This window comes from Sorangium sp. So ce117 (assembly GCF_051524395.1).
GTDB classification, from domain to species: domain Bacteria; phylum Myxococcota_A; class Polyangia; order Polyangiales; family Polyangiaceae; genus Sorangium; species Sorangium cellulosum_B.
The window spans coordinates 12,526,217-12,544,062 of the sequence record NZ_CP150309.1; the positions used below are offsets into that span (position 1 = coordinate 12,526,217).

Annotated in this window: 16 protein-coding genes; all 16 read right to left on the minus strand. The window is 69.8% G+C overall.

Annotation, left to right across the window (positions count from 1 at the left end; genetic code table 11):
• Position 1: 1 nt before the first annotated feature.
• The 16 genes from WMF46_RS46945 to WMF46_RS47020 all read right to left on the minus strand — a co-directional run bounded on the left by WMF46_RS46945 (position 2) and on the right by WMF46_RS47020 (position 17,838).
• Positions 2–2,032 carry a putative baseplate assembly protein gene (locus WMF46_RS46945; RefSeq protein WP_437983199.1) on the minus strand — a complete coding sequence of 677 codons (2,031 nt, stop codon included), beginning with the start codon at positions 2,030–2,032 and terminating at the stop codon, positions 2–4.
• A 2-nt stretch (positions 2,033–2,034) separates the two neighbouring features.
• Entirely contained in the window at positions 2,035–2,439 is a 405-nt protein-coding gene (locus WMF46_RS46950) for a GPW/gp25 family protein (protein WP_437983200.1), read from the minus strand.
• Positions 2,440–2,444: 5 nt separating this feature from the next.
• On the minus strand, positions 2,445–3,164 hold the full coding sequence (locus WMF46_RS46955; RefSeq protein WP_437983201.1) for a phage baseplate assembly protein V: 720 nt from the start codon (positions 3,162–3,164) through the stop codon (positions 2,445–2,447).
• Complete coding sequence (locus WMF46_RS46960; RefSeq protein WP_437983202.1) at positions 3,161–4,315, minus strand: phage late control D family protein; 1,155 nt, start codon at positions 4,313–4,315, stop codon at positions 3,161–3,163. The genes WMF46_RS46955 and WMF46_RS46960 overlap by 4 nt, the downstream gene beginning before the upstream one ends.
• A 15-nt stretch (positions 4,316–4,330) precedes the next feature.
• On the minus strand, positions 4,331–4,987 hold the full coding sequence (locus WMF46_RS46965; protein WP_437983203.1) for a CIS tube protein: 657 nt from the start codon (positions 4,985–4,987) through the stop codon (positions 4,331–4,333).
• Between the two features lie 2 nt (positions 4,988–4,989).
• On the minus strand, positions 4,990–5,190 hold the full coding sequence (locus WMF46_RS46970) for a hypothetical protein (protein WP_437983204.1): 201 nt from the start codon (positions 5,188–5,190) through the stop codon (positions 4,990–4,992).
• 19 nt (positions 5,191–5,209) lie between these two features.
• The gene (locus tag WMF46_RS46975) at positions 5,210–5,656 is read right to left on the minus strand and encodes a phage tail protein (protein ID WP_437983205.1); all 447 of its coding nucleotides are present in this window, start codon (positions 5,654–5,656) and stop codon (positions 5,210–5,212) included.
• Complete coding sequence (locus WMF46_RS46980; RefSeq protein ID WP_437983206.1) at positions 5,653–7,728, minus strand: hypothetical protein; 2,076 nt, start codon at positions 7,726–7,728, stop codon at positions 5,653–5,655. Before WMF46_RS46980 ends, WMF46_RS46975 begins: the two co-directional genes overlap by 4 nt.
• Before the next feature lie 4 nt (positions 7,729–7,732).
• Positions 7,733–8,188: a phage tail protein gene (locus tag WMF46_RS46985; protein ID WP_437983207.1), complete on the minus strand. Its 456-nt coding sequence runs from the start codon at positions 8,186–8,188 to the stop codon at positions 7,733–7,735.
• A gap of 16 nt (positions 8,189–8,204) precedes the next feature.
• On the minus strand, positions 8,205–10,283 hold the full coding sequence (locus WMF46_RS46990) for a phage tail sheath family protein (protein ID WP_437983208.1): 2,079 nt from the start codon (positions 10,281–10,283) through the stop codon (positions 8,205–8,207).
• Positions 10,284–10,292: 9 nt separating this feature from the next.
• Positions 10,293–10,904 (minus strand): carboxypeptidase-like regulatory domain-containing protein, encoded by a 612-nt coding sequence (locus tag WMF46_RS46995; RefSeq protein ID WP_437983209.1) that lies wholly within the window; start codon positions 10,902–10,904, stop codon positions 10,293–10,295.
• A complete protein-coding gene (locus tag WMF46_RS47000) occupies positions 10,904–11,518 on the minus strand; it encodes a DUF4255 domain-containing protein (RefSeq protein WP_437983210.1) in 615 nt (204 codons plus the stop codon). Before WMF46_RS47000 ends, WMF46_RS46995 begins: the two co-directional genes overlap by 1 nt.
• Before the next feature lie 393 nt (positions 11,519–11,911).
• Positions 11,912–13,609, minus strand: coding sequence for a peptidoglycan-binding domain-containing protein (locus WMF46_RS47005; RefSeq protein WP_437983211.1), 1,698 nt, complete (start codon positions 13,607–13,609; stop codon positions 11,912–11,914).
• A 448-nt stretch (positions 13,610–14,057) separates the two neighbouring features.
• Positions 14,058–15,656 carry an eCIS core domain-containing protein gene (locus WMF46_RS47010; protein WP_437983212.1) on the minus strand — a complete coding sequence of 533 codons (1,599 nt, stop codon included), beginning with the start codon at positions 15,654–15,656 and terminating at the stop codon, positions 14,058–14,060.
• Between the two features lie 286 nt (positions 15,657–15,942).
• On the minus strand, positions 15,943–17,427 hold the full coding sequence (locus WMF46_RS47015; RefSeq protein ID WP_437983213.1) for a DNA/RNA non-specific endonuclease: 1,485 nt from the start codon (positions 17,425–17,427) through the stop codon (positions 15,943–15,945).
• A gap of 135 nt (positions 17,428–17,562) precedes the next feature.
• The gene (locus WMF46_RS47020) at positions 17,563–17,838 is read right to left on the minus strand and encodes a hypothetical protein (protein WP_437983214.1); all 276 of its coding nucleotides are present in this window, start codon (positions 17,836–17,838) and stop codon (positions 17,563–17,565) included.
• Positions 17,839–17,846 lie beyond the last annotated feature (8 nt).

Sequence of the window (17,846 nt, forward strand, 5' to 3'; positions counted from 1 at the left end):
GCTACCTCCGCCTCTCGGGCGCGCGCACGCGTATCCGGTGAGGGCCCGAGGCCACCACGTCGAGCGGCGAGCCGAGCGGGACATCGGCGCAGGGCGGCTGCACCACGCCGTCGAGCGAGATCGCGATCTGCCGGAGCGCGGCGATCCGGCGCGCGCCGTAGATCACCGCGAGCAGCTCGCCGTAGGCGATCGCTTCCCCGAGCGGCCAGCCCTCGCCGTCGCTCCCGCCGGTGATCGGATCGAGGTAGCGCGAGAGCGCGGCGGCGATGGCGGCGGGCGCCTCGCTCGCGTCGGCCTCGTTCGCGACCTCGACCTCGACGTCGACGATCGCGGTGCGGTACCGCGGCGGGACCACGAAGAGCTCGGCGGTGAGGACGCGGTAGGGCTCGATAGTCCTCGCCACCTCGTCGAGGAACGCCTGCGTGGCTACGGGCGCGGCCTCGCCGGCGAGACGCGGCGGCACCACCACGAGCGTGACGGCCCCCGTGACGGGCGCGTGCGGATAGAGCGGATGATACCGGTTGAGGGCCGACGCCCTGGCCACGCCCGCACGGTCGCGGGCGATCACCTCGAAGTCGGCCGCGGTCACGGCGCGCTCCAGGGCGCGGAGCTTGGCCGGGGCGCGGCGTCGCGCCTCGTCCACGCCCTCCTCGTCCGCCCCCCCGGACGGGCGCTCCCGCACCGTGACCCCGCTCAGACCGGGGATGGATCCGCCCGCGAGCTGCAGCGCCGCGGCGCCGTTGCTCGCGGCCCCTCCGCCCGACCGGTAGGTGATGCGCAGGCCGTCGGGCGCGCGCGGCGGGATCATCCCCTCCAGGCCGTCGCCGAACACGACGCCGGTACTGTCGTCGCTGACGCGGAAGATCCGGAGCGGGTGGCCGTCCGCCGCGATCTCATCGCCCGCACGCCGCGTCGCGAGGTCGTCGACGCACGTCCACTCCCGCCACGCCGGCAGACCGTCGCCCGTGGGCTCCAGGACCTCGACGACCGGCGGCCGCTCCGGGTCGCGCCAGATGGGCGAGTGCAGGACGGCGCGGTACTGCTGCGGGGTCCCGTCGCTGCCCGGGAACATGCCTTCGCGGGTGTGCGTGCGCCACTGCCGGACGACCGACGCGTTGAGCGCGACATAGCGAACCCGCTGCGCGCCGCGCGCCGGTCGTCCGGCAGTGGCGACGGCGCGGATCCAGAAGAGCGCCTTGCCCTCCGCATCGCCCGCTTCGCGGCCCGCCTGCAGCCGATCGGTCAGGAGCAGGCGCACGATGCCGCTCTGGCGCAGCCCGCGGGTCGCATCCGCGACGACCTGGAGCGGCGCCCATTGCCCGGGGCCGACGCGGCCCTCCCAGGCCACGCCGCTCTCCGCCGCACCGGGGCTTGCCTCGAGCGACGTCGACGCGTGGAGCGGCGCGGCGCCCCCGTCCTCGCAGCGGACGTAGAGCTGCATCTCCGCGGTCTCGCCGCGCGGGACCAGAACCGGCTGCCGCTCGGGAGACCCCGCGTCGAGGCCGAGGTAGAGCGCGCCCCCGGGTGCCTCCGCGGCGCCGAACGGGGCGTAGGGGGCGTCGCCGCGCTGGTTCGCCCGGGTCACGTCGAGGCGATCGGGGCCGCGGCCGTCGTCGACGAGCGCCGCCGCGAGCGTCGCGCCGACGAGCGACACGCGCTCCTCGGCCTCGAACGGGATCTCCCCCCCGCCGTCCGGGCCCGGCGCCGCGAGGCGCAGCGCGGACCCGGGGACCGAGACGGGCGCGGCGCCGGGGAGCATCGCCAGCTCGACCACGGCCTCCGCGGCGCGCGCGGGCGCCGGGCCGAAGCCGACGAGGTTCAGGAACGACACGAACACCCGCTCGTCCGGCGCCTGGTTCAGGCGGAAGATCGACGTCTCGGCCAGCCAGGCGAACAGCTGGACGAGGGCGATCCCCGGATCGCTCTCGTTGTGATCGGTCCACTCGGGCAGGTAGGCCGGGATGCGCCGCTTCGCCTCCTGGAAGAGGTCCTGGAAGGTGCGATCGTCGAGGTTCTTCGGGGTGAACGGCATCGTCAGAGCGCCTCCGCGCCTTCTTGCAGGTAAAACGGATAGACCTTGTTCACGACGGAGTTGCCCTCGCGGATCCGGTAGGACAGAGACGCGATGAAGCGCGTCTCGACATCGGGGTCGGGCTCCACCGTGACCTCGAGCAGATCGATGCGCGGCTCCCAGCGCAGGAGCGCCGTGCGGATCGCCGAGGCCATGCGCACGGCGGTGGCGGAGGTGGCCGGCTCGAAGAGGATCCCGGGCACCTCGGAGCCGAAGTCGCTCAGCATCAGCCGCTCTCCGAGGCGCGTGCCGAGGATGATGCGGATCGCCCGCGCCACGTTCTCCTGCCCGTCGACGAGCGCAAAGCGCCCCCGGGGGTCGAGGCGGAGGGGGAAGTCGAAGCCGCGTCCGAGCTGTCTGCGCAGCATGGCGATCACGTCACCTTCACGTTCGGGGAGAGGAGCGAGGCCTGCTGCGGCGCGAGCGTCACGGCGAGCGCGGCGAGCTGCGGTGAGGGCAGGGATGGACCGACGATCGGGACGATCGGATGAATGTGGGTCGAGAGGGCCGTCACGAGGGTGGTCAGCATGCTTTGCAGGATCGTCCCGTGCACCGCGGGCTGTATCGCGGCCGACCCCCCGAGCTTCACGTCCCCCGCCGTGACGACCACGCTCGTGCCCTTGACGTCGACGCTGCCCGCGGCCTGGATTGTCACGCTCCCATTCGCCTTGATCGTGATCGCCTTCGACCCCTCATCGATCGTGACGTGCTGTCCCGACGCCGTCTTGAGCTCGATGCGCTCCTCGCCCGCCTGGTCCGACACCACGACGGTGTGGCCTTTGCGCGACTTGAAGATGCGCTCGTCCACCTTCTCCGAAGGCGGCTTGTTCTTCATCGAGTACACCGATCCGACAATGAGCGGTATCTTGGGGTCGCCCTCCATGAAGGCGACCACCACCTCGTCGCCCACCTCGGGGATCGACTGGAAGCCGTGGCCGCTCCCCCCGTACGGGGCGAGCACCCGCGCCCAGTCGCTCTCGATGTCTCCGAGCGTTGGATAGGTGACCTTCACCCGTCCCAGCCCGCACTCGGCGTCGTCTCGCTTGGAGACGATCCCGATCATCAACCCGAACTGCTTCCATGCCGGCATCATGCGCACACCTTGCTGACGTTGAACTTCGTCCGATATCCATGGCCGTCGATGCGATGGGTCGACTCGGTGACGTAGTAGTCGCCGTTGAACACCTTATCGAGCTTCTCGAACCTGACGATCGTGCCTGCGCGGAGGTGGGGCACCCCGGTGGTCTCCGCCGGTCCGGTCACGAACCCGTGGCTCGATCGCTCGAGGATGGCGCGCGCGAGCGCCTCGGCGTCCCCGTCGTTCAGCACGCCCTCGCTCGTCACGATCTCCTCCTTCTCCTCGCGGAAGTAGTCCTTGAGCCGCTGGACAGCGGCCTTTTGCCCGGAGGCGATCTCGTCGGGCGCGAGCGAGGTCGCGCTCTTCTCGATGAGGCGCCCCTCGCTCGGGTGCCAGGCGCGGACGGTCACCTTCGACACTTGCTGGGCGAACGTGAGAGAAGGCATGAACGAGTTCAGCGTGAGCCCCCACTCCAGCGTGATCGCGGGCTCCTGCCGCTTGTGCGAGCGCGCGAAGCAGAGCTTCCGATCGCGCATATAGACGTCGAAGTTGACGCGCTTGGCGCGCTCGCGCAGGAACGCGAGATCGTCCAGGTTCTGCTGCGGAACGTGGTGGTGCTTCGGCAGGCTGGGCCCGCCGGGGCCGAGCTGGGCGTCGGCCTCGACGGTCGCGCCGGCGAGGCGACCTCCGATGATCCTCCGGGCGATCGCGGCGTCGGTGACGTTCTTCCAGGCGAAGCTGCGCGGGCAGTTGCGGAGCCGGTGCAGCAGATCGAACCCCCGGAGCGCCACCGTCGAGCCGCCCGAGGCGCGGTAGCGCGGGTCAATCGCGGTGATCTCCCCGGTGATCATCGGGACGAGCGGCGGAGCGTCGGCATAGCCCATCTCCACCTCGACGAGCGTGCCAGGGCGGATATGGTCGAACAGCCGCTCGGTGTACTTGAACCCTGGACCGCCCGGCTCGCCCGGGTTCAACCAGTTGTTGAGGACCAGCTCGAAGGTCGAGAGCTCGTTCACGCTGTCCGAGACCGTCACGCTCAGGAAGTCGGACTCGACCTCGGGCACCGGGGTCCCGTTGAATTTCAGCCTGTACTCCGGCACATAGAGGTCGGTCGCGCCGCCGTTGCCGACGCGGAGATCGCTCGTCACATCATTACCGTTCGCCATCGGCTCTTCCTTCCCTCACGCCCCCCGGCGCAGCGCGGGCACGATCGCGGGCACCTCGAGCACCAGGCCCGGCGCGAGCCGCGCCGGATCGGCGAGCTTGTTGTGCTCCGCGATCGGCCGCCACATCGCCGCGTCGCCGTACGCGCCCTCGGCGATCGAAGGCAGCGTGTCGCCCTGCCGCACCACGACCGATTTGGTCCGGTCGGGCGACTGGCGGTTCATGCCGGTGATCTGCTCGCTCAGCGTCCGGTAGCGCTTGACGCTGAGAGAGATGAGTATCCGCATCGGCACGCCGCTCGCGGGATCGAACAGCAAGAACTGCCGGCGGAGCGACGTGACGACCCCCTTCATGATCTCGCCGCCCCACGCGAACGTGCAGACCGGCGGCGCGTGCAGATCCTTGTGGATGCGCGCGAGATCGAGGATCGGCTTGGCCAGCTTGTTCGCGTCGCGCACGCCCCTGGACGGATCGGTGGTGTCGATGAGCAGATCGAGGCTGAGCTCGTCGGCGTCGCCGCCCACGAACTGGAGGATCGGCTGCTCGGTCCCCTCCGGGCGCACATCCGCGTAAAGGTTCGACTGGGAGATCGTGTACTCCGTCGGGTTGAAGAGCACCTCGACCGCGGCCCCCGCGCTCGGGGTGATCCTGAGCTTCTGCGGTTTCTGCGCCATGATCATCGCCCTCCGAGCCGGTTGGGATCGCGCTGCTCGGTCTGCCGCTCGCGCAGGAGGCGCTCGGCGGCGAGCCGCCGGGCCGGATCCTCCTTGGCCTCGTCCTCGGCGGCCTCGCCGCCGCCACGGCGGCCCTCGGGCGCCTCCCCCGGGCCGGGCTCCAGCTGGATACAAGCGTCGATATCTCCAACGATGAGCGGCATGCCTCTCTCCTCGCCTCCGTCACACGCCGATGCGCGTGAGGCCCTCGTGCGCGATCGTCAGCGACTCCGTCGCGATCTCGCTCCTCGACGCCGCGAGCGCGGGCCCGCTCCACTTGATCGGCAGGCCACGCGTGAACGCCCAGGCCTGGGTGGGGAGCCCGGTGGCCGATTTCACGATGATGATGCCATCCTTGCGCTTGTAGCGCCCCTCGCTGACGGCCTCGATCCAGTCCCAGAGATCGCTCGTGAGGATCAGCCCTCGCTTGAGCACGATGTCGCTCGGCTTCGTGCGCGTGGGCAGCCTGTGGACGTAGTCGTTCACGCCCCCTTCGGCGTACTCGTAGACATCAGTCTGCAGCTCGATGCCGGAGCACTCGGAGAAGCCCCCGACCGCCGAGACGAGGCCGCCGAGGCTCGTGCTCCCCAGCACCACGGAGTAGCGAAAGGCCGGCAGGGGGATCGTCACAGCGCCTCCTTCGTGAGCACGCCGTCGAGCACGGCGGCGCCGTCGCGCGAGAACGCGACGCGGATCGTCAAGAACTCCAGCGGGACGGCGATCGCGACGTCGATCTCGGCGATGAGCTGCCCGAGCGCGACCGCCTCCGGCGGGTTCCGCGCCTCGTCGCACCGCACCGCGTAGGACTCGACCGCGGTCGCCCCCGCGAAGACCCCCTGCATGAAGAGCTCTCGCAGCACCCCTTCGAGGAGCAGGCACACGCGCAGCCGGAGCTGCTCCGTGTTGGGCTCGAAGACCAGCGTCTCGCCCACCACGCGGAGCCGGCGCCGCAAGAACGCCAGCACCCGCGCGCCTGGCACGTGACGATCGGCGTCCGCCCCGCGGCTGACCGTGCGCTCCCCATACACCACGACGCCCTGCCGCGCGAGCACCCGGATCGCTGAGACGCCGAGGGCATTGAGATCGGCCCGCTCGCTCTCCGACAGATCGCGCGCGCTCGCGACCGCGCCGAGGATCGAGGTATCCCCGAACGGCGCGGCGGGCCCGCGGCTCCGGGTGACGCTCGCCAGGATCCCGGCGACATGGCCCGACGGCGGGATCAGCACGCGCCGTTGCCCAGGCGTCCTCGGGTCGAGGACGCGAATCCACGGATAGAGCATCGTGCCGAGGCCCGACGCCCGCACGAGCGCTCCGCCGCGCTCGGCCAGCACGTCGGCGAACCTCCCGGCGCGCTCGGCGACCTCGAGCGGCGGCTCGGCTGGCAGCGGGTCGAGCAGCGCGATCCGCTCGCGTCCCTCGACGCTGCCGGCAAGGGCCGCGAGCAGCTCCTCCTGGAGCATGGGAATGCTCGCGCCGTAGCGGGGCATCTCGGAGGGGATCTCCGCCGCGGGCAGGCCCTGTAACATGATGGGCGCGCGCCGCGGCTTCGCCGCCAGGGCCCGCTCCCACGGGCGCGGGGGTGGCGCCGGCGCCGGCTCCGGATCGAGCGGCGGCAGCTTCTGCGCGTCGTCGCTGCCGGCCTCCAGGGGGGCGAGCGGCAACATCAGCTCGGGGACGCAAACGATGCTCGGCTCAGGGCTCCTCGCGAGCACGTTGAACGCCGATAGGAACGCCGCCTCGTCGATCTCTGCGAGCGCGTCGGCGCCGCCCGTGAGCTCGACCACGATCTCGGAGCCCTTGGCGCCGCTCGGACACCCGGGGAGCGCGCCCCAGAACGGATCGCACGCCTCGTATCCCTCGGCGTCCGGCGCCGGGAGCACGATGCTGCGGAGCAGCATCGACGCGGCGGGCCCCTGCTGGCCGAGCGCCAGCTCGAGCTCGCAGTCGATCGGCTGCCAGGCCGACGGGATGGCCGGTGTCCACACAGGCGGTCGCGGCTTCGCTACCGCGAGGAAGTCGAAGAGGTACGGATACCGCCGATCGTTCGGAAGGAGCGAGAGGTTGCGAAACCGCTCGCGGCGGTTCGCCGCCCCGGCTCCTTCGATGGTGACATCCACCGTGGTGTCGATCTGCTCGACGACGAGCGGCGGCACGAGCCGCCGCCTCGACAGGAGACCGACACGGCCCGCGAAACCCTCCAGCAGCCCGAAGACGACGTTGTGCTCGCGATCGGTGACGCGGACCAGGCTCCCCGCCGGCAGGCCGTGGTCCAGCGGGAAGCCGCTCGGCGCGACGACGCGCCGGAGCACCGTGAGCGGGATGCGCAGCCGCACGCCGTTGGCCCACGCGCCCGGCGACGACGCGACGAGGCCTATCGCCCGGCCGGTCGCTGGATCGATGAGCGGCGCCTTCGCGGCGCGCATCCGCGGCGACGCGAGCCGGTGGACGATGCACGTCGTCCCGCCGTTCTGGAAGAAGCCGTGAAGCGCGAGCGGTGAGAGCGCCTGGCGCCCCGGGGCGCCGGGGATCGGGACGAAGCCGCCGTAGATCGCGCGGAGCTCCCCCCAGTCCTCGACGCGCCGGGACACGAGCACCGGGCCGTGCTCGAAGATGCCCGCGAAGCCGGCGATATCGGCCCGCAGCGCGTCGGTCGGCCCAGGGCGGCGATCAGGGCCGGTGAACTCGATTCCAGGCGCTCTCATGGCCTCACTCCACGGTGATCCCCTCGTGCGCCAGCTCGAGGGACTCGATCACCGTCTCGCCCTTGTTCCCCGCCAGCGACGGCCCGGTCCACTTGGCGGGCCACGCGTTGGTGATCTTCCAGGTCATCACCGTCGTGCGCTTCTCGTCGAGCAGCTCCACGGTGACCGTCGCCTTGCGGTCCGGGTCGCCGATGCCGTCGATGACCTTCTTGCGCCAGGTCCAGAGGTCGATCACCCCGAGGATCCCTCGCTTCAGCACCACGTTCGGGTACTTGGCGAGCCCCGGGATCTTGGTCATTCCCAGCGTGGGATCCTCGCCGCTCCGGTACTCGATGACGTCTTGATCGGTGTCGAGCCCGCTGACCTCCGAGAACTTGCCGGTGATCGTCCCCGAGCTGCCGCCGCTGACCGTGACCTTGAAATTGAATCCGCTGTACGGGATCTCGCGTTTTGTCGCCATCGTTCGTCTCCTTGAATCAGGTCGTGCGCGCGTCCGCGGTGAGCTGGCCGATGCGGAAGATCACGAATTCGGCGGGCCGGGTGGGCGCGATGCCGATCTCGCAGACGAGCCGGCCGTTCTCGATGTCGTCGAGCGCCATCGTCGAGCGGTCGCAGCGCACATAGAACGCGTCCTCGGGCTTCTGGCCGAGGAGGGCGCCCTTGCGCCATTCGCCGTCCAGGAACGTCTCGATGGTCCTCCGCACCTGCGCCCAGAGCGCGTCGTTGTTCGGCTCGAAGACCACCCACTGGGTGCCTCGCTCGATCGAGCGCTCGATGTAGAGGAAGAGGCGGCGCACGTTGACGTACCGCCACTGGGGATCGCTGGAGAGGGTGCGAGCGCCCCAGATCCGGATCCCGCGCTCCTGCTGGCGGAAGTCGCGGATGACGTTGATCCCCTCGGGGTTCAGGATCTCCTGATCGCCCTGGCTGACGATCGTCATGAGATCGAGCGCCCCGCGGGCCACCTCGTTCGCGGGCGCCTTGAACACGCCGCGCTCGCCGTCGCTCCGCGCATAGACGCCGAGGACGATGCCGCTCGACGGCGCTTCGATGGTATCGCCGGTGAGCGGGTCCGTCACCTGGACCCACGGGTAGTAGAGCGCCGCGCGGCTCGTGTCGAAGTTGCTACGGTGCGCGCGGATCGCGGCGAGGTCGGCGTCCCGCGGCCCGTCGAGCACGGCGAAGCGGTACTTGGCGTTCTCGGCGTGATCGATGAGCGCCACCTGGACGCTCCGGCTGACGATGCCCGGCACGGCGACGAGGGCGATCTCGTCCTCGTCGACGAGCGCGGCGATGCCGGTGCGCTCGCCGGGCCCGGCGGGGCTGCCGATGTAGCCCATCGGGTCCGGCAGGTCGTCGGGCTGCCCTTTCGGGCCCGACGCGGGGACGAGCCCGGTGGGCCCGCCGGTCACCGTGGTCGGGTGCGAGCGCAGGGGTTCGCCCGGGGTGTAGTCGAGCACCGCGTCGTCGTCGGGGAAGCGGCCGTCGCCCTTGAGCTGCACGAGCTTCGAGCGCTGGTGGAGCGCGAGCCACGCCGAGCGCGCGGCGTTGAACTCGTCGCGCTGCGCGGGGGTCAGGCCGAGCGGCGGGGTGGTCTGCCGCGGCATGTACCACCACGAGCCGCGGAAGCGCTCGAACGTCTTTTGCCAGGAGACGAGGATCTCGATCTCGGCGAGCGAGACGGTGACGCGCGCGCCTTCCCCGGGGAGCGACACGCCGCCTTCGGGCACGGCGACGAGGAGGCTGTCGCCGAGGATCTGCTTCACGGTCGTGCAGACCAGCGTGAGCTGGTTGCCCTTGTCGATCGCGATCTCGACGGCGCAGCCGACGTAGAACGAGGTGGAGGACCCCACGTTGAGGCGCAGCTCGTCCTCGGCGCTCGTGACGCCGAGGAGCGCGACCGGTGGCCCGCTCACGGGGCGTACCTGGACGCGCACGCCTTCGCCCCAGAGGCCCGGCTCGCGGGCGATGAGGAGGTTGCCGTCGGTGAGCGCCTCGGTGATCTGGCAGAAGGCGCTCTCGGTGCGGTAGTCGCTGTCGAGCTTGGCGGCCGTCATTACCTTGCCCGAGGCGAGCTCCGGGGTGCGGAGGTCGACCGGGGTTGCGCCCGCGGTGCTCCAGAGCTTCGCCTTGCCGGGGCTGAAGCCGCGCAGGGTGCTCAGGTAGACGCGGTCGCTTCCCTTGGGCGCGCCGCTGCGGAGGCGAGCGACGACGCCTGTCTTGAGCGCGAGCTGACGGCGATCGGCGAGCTCGCTCTCGCCCTTCGGTTTGTAGGCGCGCACGATGAAGGCGCGCTTGCCGCCGTTGTCGAAGAAGTGCTGGACGGCCAGCGGCAGGTAGCCGTGGACGTTCTGCTCGCCGTCCTCGCGCGGCTTCAGGTGGCCGCCGAACTGGCGCTGGAACTCCCCGAAGCTCGTGACCAGGACGGGCGGACCGCTCGTCGGGCCCCGCTCGGTCATGCCCACGAAGCCGGTGGTGCTCGTGGACACGCCTTCGATGGACCGCAAGCCGGGCCGCTCTTCTATGTATACGCCGGGGGCAAGATACTCGGGCATGACTCTCCTTCAAGGCACCGTCGTCAGCGGCGCCGCGTTGATTCGATGGATCTGCACAGTCGGTACCGTGGTGAGGACGAAGCCGGATGGATGAGAGACCTTGAGGGTGACCTCGCTATCTTTTCGTTTTGCGGGGGCGCAGACAGCGAACTGGCCGCGTGCGTTGAGCGGCACGCGGTACCGCGGGACCTTCGGGTCGGGGTCGATGAGCTCGACGCGAGCTCCCGCGAGAGGCGCCCCGGACGCGCTCACGACGGCGCCCAGGATCACGGTGTCGCCCGAGGCGAAGGGGTACGTCACGTCGCGGTGCAGGCGGACGCCGATGGGCGCGCGGCGCGGGGCCCGGACGCGGGCGCGGCGCGGCAGGTAGCCGCGGGCGCGGATCTCGACGGCGAAGACGCCGGGCGGCATGTCGAGCACGAGGATGTCGGCGTGGGGGTTCTTGGCGGTCCTGAAGAACAGGCGAGGATCGCCGAGACGCACGCTCGATCGAGGCGACTCCACGAGCGGCGGGAGCGCACTCGGGCGGCGCGGCACGAGGACAGTGAGATCGCCCTCGCGCGCGGCGACGAGGCGATCGCCTGTGGCGTGGTCGCGCAGGGTGAAGCCCAGGTACGGCATCAGGGGCGCTCCATCGAGCCGCCCGCGGGCGGGGGGTCCTGGGGGCGGACGTTCTGCGCCGGGGCCTGGACGAGCGCCTCGCGGCGGCGCACGCCGGACTGGATGGGGACGCTGCGCGCCCGGTAATAGAGCGAGAGCTTGAACCGCTTGAACCCGAAGGCGGACCAGATGCGCGCCTGTTCCTCGATGGGCGGGTTGACGAGCGCGAGGTGGACGGCCTCGCCGGGACGCCAGGCGGGGCCGAGCAGGGGCGCGTCGAGCTGCGGGTGATCGTTGAGGACGCGGATGACGTCGCCAAGGAGCTGGAGCTCCTCGTCGGTCGTCGTGGCCCAGGCGCAGATCATGTAATCGAGATCGAGGAAGACGGGCGGATCGACCACCTCGACGGTCCCGTTGCGGGTGGGGTGCAGCTCGGTGGATTGGTTGCTGAGGTAGGGGTCCTCGTGGATGTTGAAGAGGAAGAGGGTGATTCGCGGCGGGGGCACCGGGTCGGGCAGGAGGTCGAGCGACTCGATCTTGATCTGCGCGGGCAGGATCGGGAGGAGGGAGAGCCCGTCCTGCAGGATCTGCTGGAGCGCGCGGCTCGTGTCGAGGATGGCGCGGGCGTCGGCCATGGGTCAGCCCTCCTCTCCGGCGCCGGAGGGGGCGCGGCACGTGAGCAGGAGAGCGCCTCGGGGGCACGGCCTGTCGGGGTGAATGGGGGAGGTGAGGATCGAGCGCATCTGGGGAGTCGCTTCATCACGAAGCGGGCCAGCCAGAAACCTCGAGGAATGCGGGGCTCGGAGGGGGAGGGATGTTGCGCGGTGCAACGGGCCGTGATGCAGGGGGCGACCTGAGCGGGGCTCGTGCGATCCGATCCAGGTTGCGCGGTGAGGCCAGTGGGCGGCGCGCACGTCGGGCCTGCCGCTGGAGAAGACGCTGGCGACGCTGGACCGCACTCGCCTGCCGACCTGCCCGGCGATGCCGCGGCGCACCAGGACGTCAGCCGTCGCCCTGGCTGAATCCGTTCATCCGTCGAGCGCGTCGTCGAGGGCCTTCAAGGTCCCCTTGCCGACCTTGCCGTCGACGCCCAGGCCGTTGGCCTCTTGAAATGTCTTGATGGCGGCCTCGACACCCTTGCCAAAGACGCCATCTGCGCCGCCCGGCACGCCGTAATCGAGCTTCATCAGGGCGTCCTGCACGGCTCGCACGCCCTCGCCCCTGGAGCCCCGATGCAGCGCGGCCGCGTGCCCCGCCAGGATGGCCTCGAGATCGGTGTGGCCGGCGAGCGGCGCGTTTCGCAATGCGCCTGGCGCCGGGGGCGGGGGTCGCGTCGCCCCTCCGCCGGCGTCGGGGTAGCGCCCGGGCGCGTCCCAGATAGTCCTCGGGATGGGCCGCCTGTGGCTGCCCTGATCGGGCACCCAGGACATCTTCGCGTTGCCGTTGGCGTCGCACGTGCAATCGAGGAGAGGCAGTGGCGGCTTCTTCGCATCGCCGGGCGAGTTGATGCACCAGGTGGGCTCGAGCTCGTCGCAATGGGGGGCCCCGCGCATGGATCGGAGCAGCCAGGAGATGGGCAGCCCCTCGCTTTCCATGGATATCCAGTCCGATCGGTAGAGGAGCGCATGGTCGCTGCGCCGCCGCAGGAGCAGCCTGCACCGGCCGCGCGGCGCCAGCGAGGCGGGCGCCTCTACGCCCAAGCCGTCGATGCGCGCGAGGCCCCGGAAGAGCCAGTTGCCCCCCTGCATGGTCTCCGGGATGTGCGCCCACCAGTGCGACTCCCAGAGCATCCGCGCGCCCTTCTGGGCGGCCGCGTGCGGGGCCGGATCGGTGAAGGAGGTCGTCGTGTCCCAGAGCTGCCATTGGCGTTCGATCGGGTGCTTGCGCAGCACGAGGGACACGTGCCCGGAGCCCTGGCCGCAGCCGAGGACGTGGGCGGAGCCGTCGCAGGTCTCCCCGTCCCTCGTTATGGGACAGGGCGCGGACCAGAAGAGGCAGGTGCCGGGGCGGATCTCGTGCCAGAGGTCGTCGTGCCAGTCGGCGAGCGCGAGCCCGGAGCTGCTCGGCCTGGAGCGCGCCTTCAGATCCTCGAGGCTCCAGCCGTTGCCGAGCCTGGCGCAGAACGGCTGCGCCGCGATGCCCGAGCCGATATCGCCGAAGATGCCGCCATCCCAGCCGCCGATGCAGAGGGCCGTGGTCACCGATTGCTGGCATTGCCCCGCGAGCGGATACCGCCCCTCGGCCGCGATCGCGGCCGCGACGGCCTTTTGTCCGCCGCCGTAGAAATAGGCTGGCTGGGTGTAGGGGATGCCCGTCTGGTGCTCCGCGATCTTGCGGGCGAACGCCTCGGCGCGCGTGCTCTGCGCGAGCTCGGTGAATTGCGCATAGTCGTCGTGCGAAAGGATGTCCGCGATGCCCTCCCTGGCGCGCTTCAGGAGGAAGTCCGCGATGCCCGCCACGTCGTCCTCTGCGAGGCGGTGCTCGGGGAAGGGGATCACGTTGACGGTGCGGACGATCTGCGGGGGCGGCATGGTGTCGCCGAAGCTGCGGAGCTCGGACATGAGATCGCGGGGCGGCGCGGGCTCGTCGAAGACGCGATCTTCCCAGGGCGTCCCCTCCGCGGGCGCCTGGGTCGCATCGCTGTGTGCGGAATCCTCGTCGATGGGCATCTCGTCCTCCCGGTCGAGCATTCGGCTCGTGTCGACGCCGGCGCGGCGGCCAGCCATGGGGCAGCGCTCCTCTCCGGCGCCGGGGGGAGACGCGGCTGGGGGACGCGTCATCAGGAAGCGGGCCACGCGGACAGAGCGGGAACTGTGGTCATGGGAGGGGTGGGGATGTTGCGCAGTGCAACGGGCCATGATGCAGGGTGCGACCTGCGCAACCATGGCGCATGCGCGCCGTCCGCTACCAGCGCCCCGGACATCAGCTCGGGAGTGCCGGGAGCGCGCCGAACCTCAAGGGATCGACCGGCGCGCTGAGGAACGGCTGGGGATCGGGGCCGCTACCCAGGGTAAACTGGGTTGGGTTGCGCCGCCTCGACGCAGATGTCCAGAGGCCCCGTCACGAGGCCGCGAGCGGGGGATCGGGCCGTCCTCGCAAGAAGACGGTGACGCGGTCAACCTGGGTCGGGTCGCGGCATCGCTGGTGGCATGAGTAGGGCGCGCGGCTCCTCGATCACGCGGCCTTCACGATCACGGGGTAGGGGCCGGCGATGTTGTCGTCTTCGTCCACGTACATGCGACGGAACGCGCCATCATACTCGTCCAGGTCAGCTTCGGACCACGCCTCGTCGAACGCATCTTGGTCTTTGTACGTCCCGTCAATCAGAGCCTTTGCTACGGCAACCAGATTGGCAGGGATGCCCCAGTCCTGGAGGATGCCCTGGGTGATCTGCGTCGCTGGAAGATAGTCACCACCGGCAACGACGTTCGGGTCGTCCTGCTGCAGCGTGACGGGGTTGCCGACCGCGGTCCAGGTGTTATTGGACCATTCCCCCTGCTCGGCTTGGATGGTCTTGGGGATGCCGCCAGGGTACGTGTTATCGTAGGTGAGGCTCACATCAACATAGGTCCAGACGTTCTTCGAGGCGCTGCTCTTTGCGGCTTCCTCCAGGCTGCGCCATCCTGGGTTATGGTTCAAGACGTGGGTGGTCGGTACCAGGTTCAAGGGGTTGTTGCCCGGACCGCCGAGCTTGGCGTTGATGATGTGGAAGCGCACCCATTCACCTTTCAACTTGCCGAACTTTTTCTTCAGCCAAGCCCAGCCGGGTGGATCGACGCTCGGTGACTTGCCGTCGGGCGGGTTCCGCATCACGGCGATGACCTCGGAGGGTACGGTCTCTTTGTTATGTGTCGTAGACGTCTCGGTGTCCCAGTGGATGCCGTCATTCGTTGGGGTCGCGTTGACAAAAGGGCCTTGCGGTTTTCGCTGGATGGGACTCACGATGCTCCCGGCTGCGAACGACGCAGGGGACGTCCGCCGCCCGCCGATATGCCTTGCATCCTGTGGCAACTCCTGCTTCTGCGCTGGCGCTCCAGAAACATCGGTACCCTGCGCATACGCCGACACCGACGACTGACCCGGCGTGTCGGCGCTGTCATCGGTGGAGAGGAGATTCAGCCGCGACCCCTCTGCCCTCCCCATCTCTTCCGACGCACTACCGGCGTGACCCCACGCAACCGACGCCCGCGGCCAGACGGCCTCCCTCCGCGCGGCGCGCGCACCCATCGCGTCCGCCTCGGCCTCCAGCGCGGGCTCATCGTTGATCCCGAGCCCCTTGAGCTGCGTCGTCGCCCGCACCCGCCCCTGCTTCTGCTGCGCCACATGCCACGCCTCGTGCGGCAGATGCCGCTCCTGCCCCGGCGCTACGTGGATCTCGGAGCCCTGCGTGTACGCGAGCGCCTGGAGCTGGGCGGGCGCTGGGGAGTTGTAGTGGACCCGGACGTCGTCCATGGGCAGGCCGGAGAGGCCCTCGATACCGGCCTTGAGTGAATCGGGCAGGCCGGTGCGGTTCGGCGCCGGTGCTCCCTCGACGCCCCTCGACACCGCACCGCCGCCCGCGCGCTGCGCGGCCACCCGCGCCGTTCGCCGCTGGAGCGCGATTCCCGCGGCCTCTTTGGCCGTCATCCGTCCCGAGGGCGAGGAGAAGCTCCCCTCCTCCGGTGTCAGGGCGCTCCTGCTCCCGAACAGCTCGCGAGCGAGCCCCTCGCTGCGCCGCGGGACCGGCGGCGCTGCGCTTGGTGAGTTCTTTTCGTCACGGAACGCCGAATCCATGCGGACACCTCCGCCGCTCGACGACGCAAGGAGCGCGCCGCCGCCGTTCCTCGGCGATCGCGAGGGTCGGGCTCGACGCGGTGTTGCAGGGTGCGACGCGCGAAGTTGCCCCCTGCAACATCGGTCAGGGGCGGCGACCCAGGTCAGTCCATGGGGCGGGACGAGCCGACCCAGGTTGGGGTGGTAGCGCCGCGATGTCCGAGCCGATATCGCCGAAGATGCCGCCACCCCAACCGTCGATGCAGAGGGGGGGCGCGACTGGCATGCCGGCGCTCACCAAGAAATCCTACTTGCGCTCCGGATCCTTGGGCCAGGAATCCCTGCCGCGGCTCAGGTACCCGCTGAGCACGCCCGCCACCGTCGACACGTTGAACTGATGAGAGACGAGGAAGTCCACCACGGAGACGCCGACACTGGCACAGTATTGCGCCAACAGCTCTGCCAAATCGATCGACCCATAGGCGAGCAAGCCCCCCACAGCCGACATGAACGCGAGCTCGATCACCGACCATATCTGGCCCGGATCCGAGATGTTCACGATTCCTCCAGCTGGTGTATCGACCCAGTACTCCGTCTCGCCAGGCTTGCTAATGTCCAATTGTGGTACCCATTTTTTGAGGAGAAGCTTGCGTCCTCCATTGACATCGTACGTCCACACTTTGCAGTACAGCCCGGTGGGCACGTGGTCTTCGGCCGCCAGCACGTCTCCGGCTTCCTGGACGTAGTCGATCGCGTGCACCAGATAGCGCGGCCACTTCCAGGGGGAGCGCCCGTACTTGGGGATCACCTGATAGGCCAGCGTCTCCTTCTTGCCAACCTCCCGCTTGACGACATCCTCGACCGATCGGAGGTGTCCGTTTGGGCTGTGATTGTTGGTTCGCTGCGACAGCGGCGTGAGGTTCTTCCAGTCGTCGCCGGGGCCATGGAGGTTGTCGTTAAGCAGGTGGCCACGTACGTAGTAGGTTGATCTCCCGTTGCCCTTCTGCTTGCGCCGGGTGAGCACGTCCCAAGTCGGATTCGTGACGGTCGGGCCTCTGCCGGGCGGGCCGATGGCCGTCAGCGGGTCGGCAAGCATATAGGAGCCGAACCCGCGTCCTGTCAGCGGGCCCCAGATGACCTCCGTGGCGTCGGTGCTCTTGGGCTTCTTCCACTGGATCCACCGGCTGGCTTCCGAGACCGAGCCGTAAGCGCCCCAGACGAGCCAGTCCGACAGGAGGTTGCCGATGAGCTTGTTCCTGAGGTAACCGCACCACAGCGTGGGGGAGGCGACTATGCCGATACGCGCCTCCATTTTACCACGCATGTCGAGGATGAGATCGGTCAGGCCGAACTGCTGGACGGCCTGCTCGAGGAGGGCAACCAGGGCGGTGCCATCCGCCGGGTTGGACTCCAGCCGGGACTCGATGAAGGCTTTGGCATGTATCTTCCTGGCGCGTGATTCGAGAGCATCGGTGCCCTCGCCTTCGTCCAGGACCGTGTCCGCCGCACCCTTCGGAGTCGGGCCCTGCTCCGCCTCGGATGGAGAGGGCGTGTACGCGAGCGCCGCGCCGCCGCCCGCGCGCTGCGCGGCCTCGCGCGCCGTCTGTCGCTGGAGCGCGATGCCCGCGGCCTCTTTGGCCGTCATCCGTCCCGACATAGAGGAGAAATTTCCCTCCTCCGGTGCCAGGCCGCTCCTGCTCCCGAACAGCTTGTGAGCGAGCCCCTCGCTGCGCCTCGGGAGCGGCGGCGCGGCCGTTCGTGCGTTCTTTGCTTCACGGAACGCCGAGTCCATGCGGATACCTCCGGCGCTCGACGGCGCAAGAAGCGCGCCCCTCCCGCTCCTCTGCGATCGAAGGGATCGGGCTCGACGCGACGTTGCAGCGTGCGACGTGCGACGTTGCACCCTGCAACGATGGCCCAGCGCACGTCACGGGCTTTCCATGCTTCCAGGCGGGAGGCTGCGCCGGGTCTTTTTCATGAACTGCCAGAGCTCCTCCATCTCCACCACCCGCTCCACGGACAGCCGGACGACCGCTGCCTTCGAATCCACGCCGAGGAGGCGCTTGGCGCGGCGCAACGTCTGCTCGTCGACGAAAAAGGACTTCCGCTTCATGCGCGTGCCGCTACCCCCGTTCGCCATGAGCACCTCCGCGCCGCTCTCCGGCAGGCATACCTCCTGCTCCCCGCCGGCATACATTGTCAAGGGTCCCT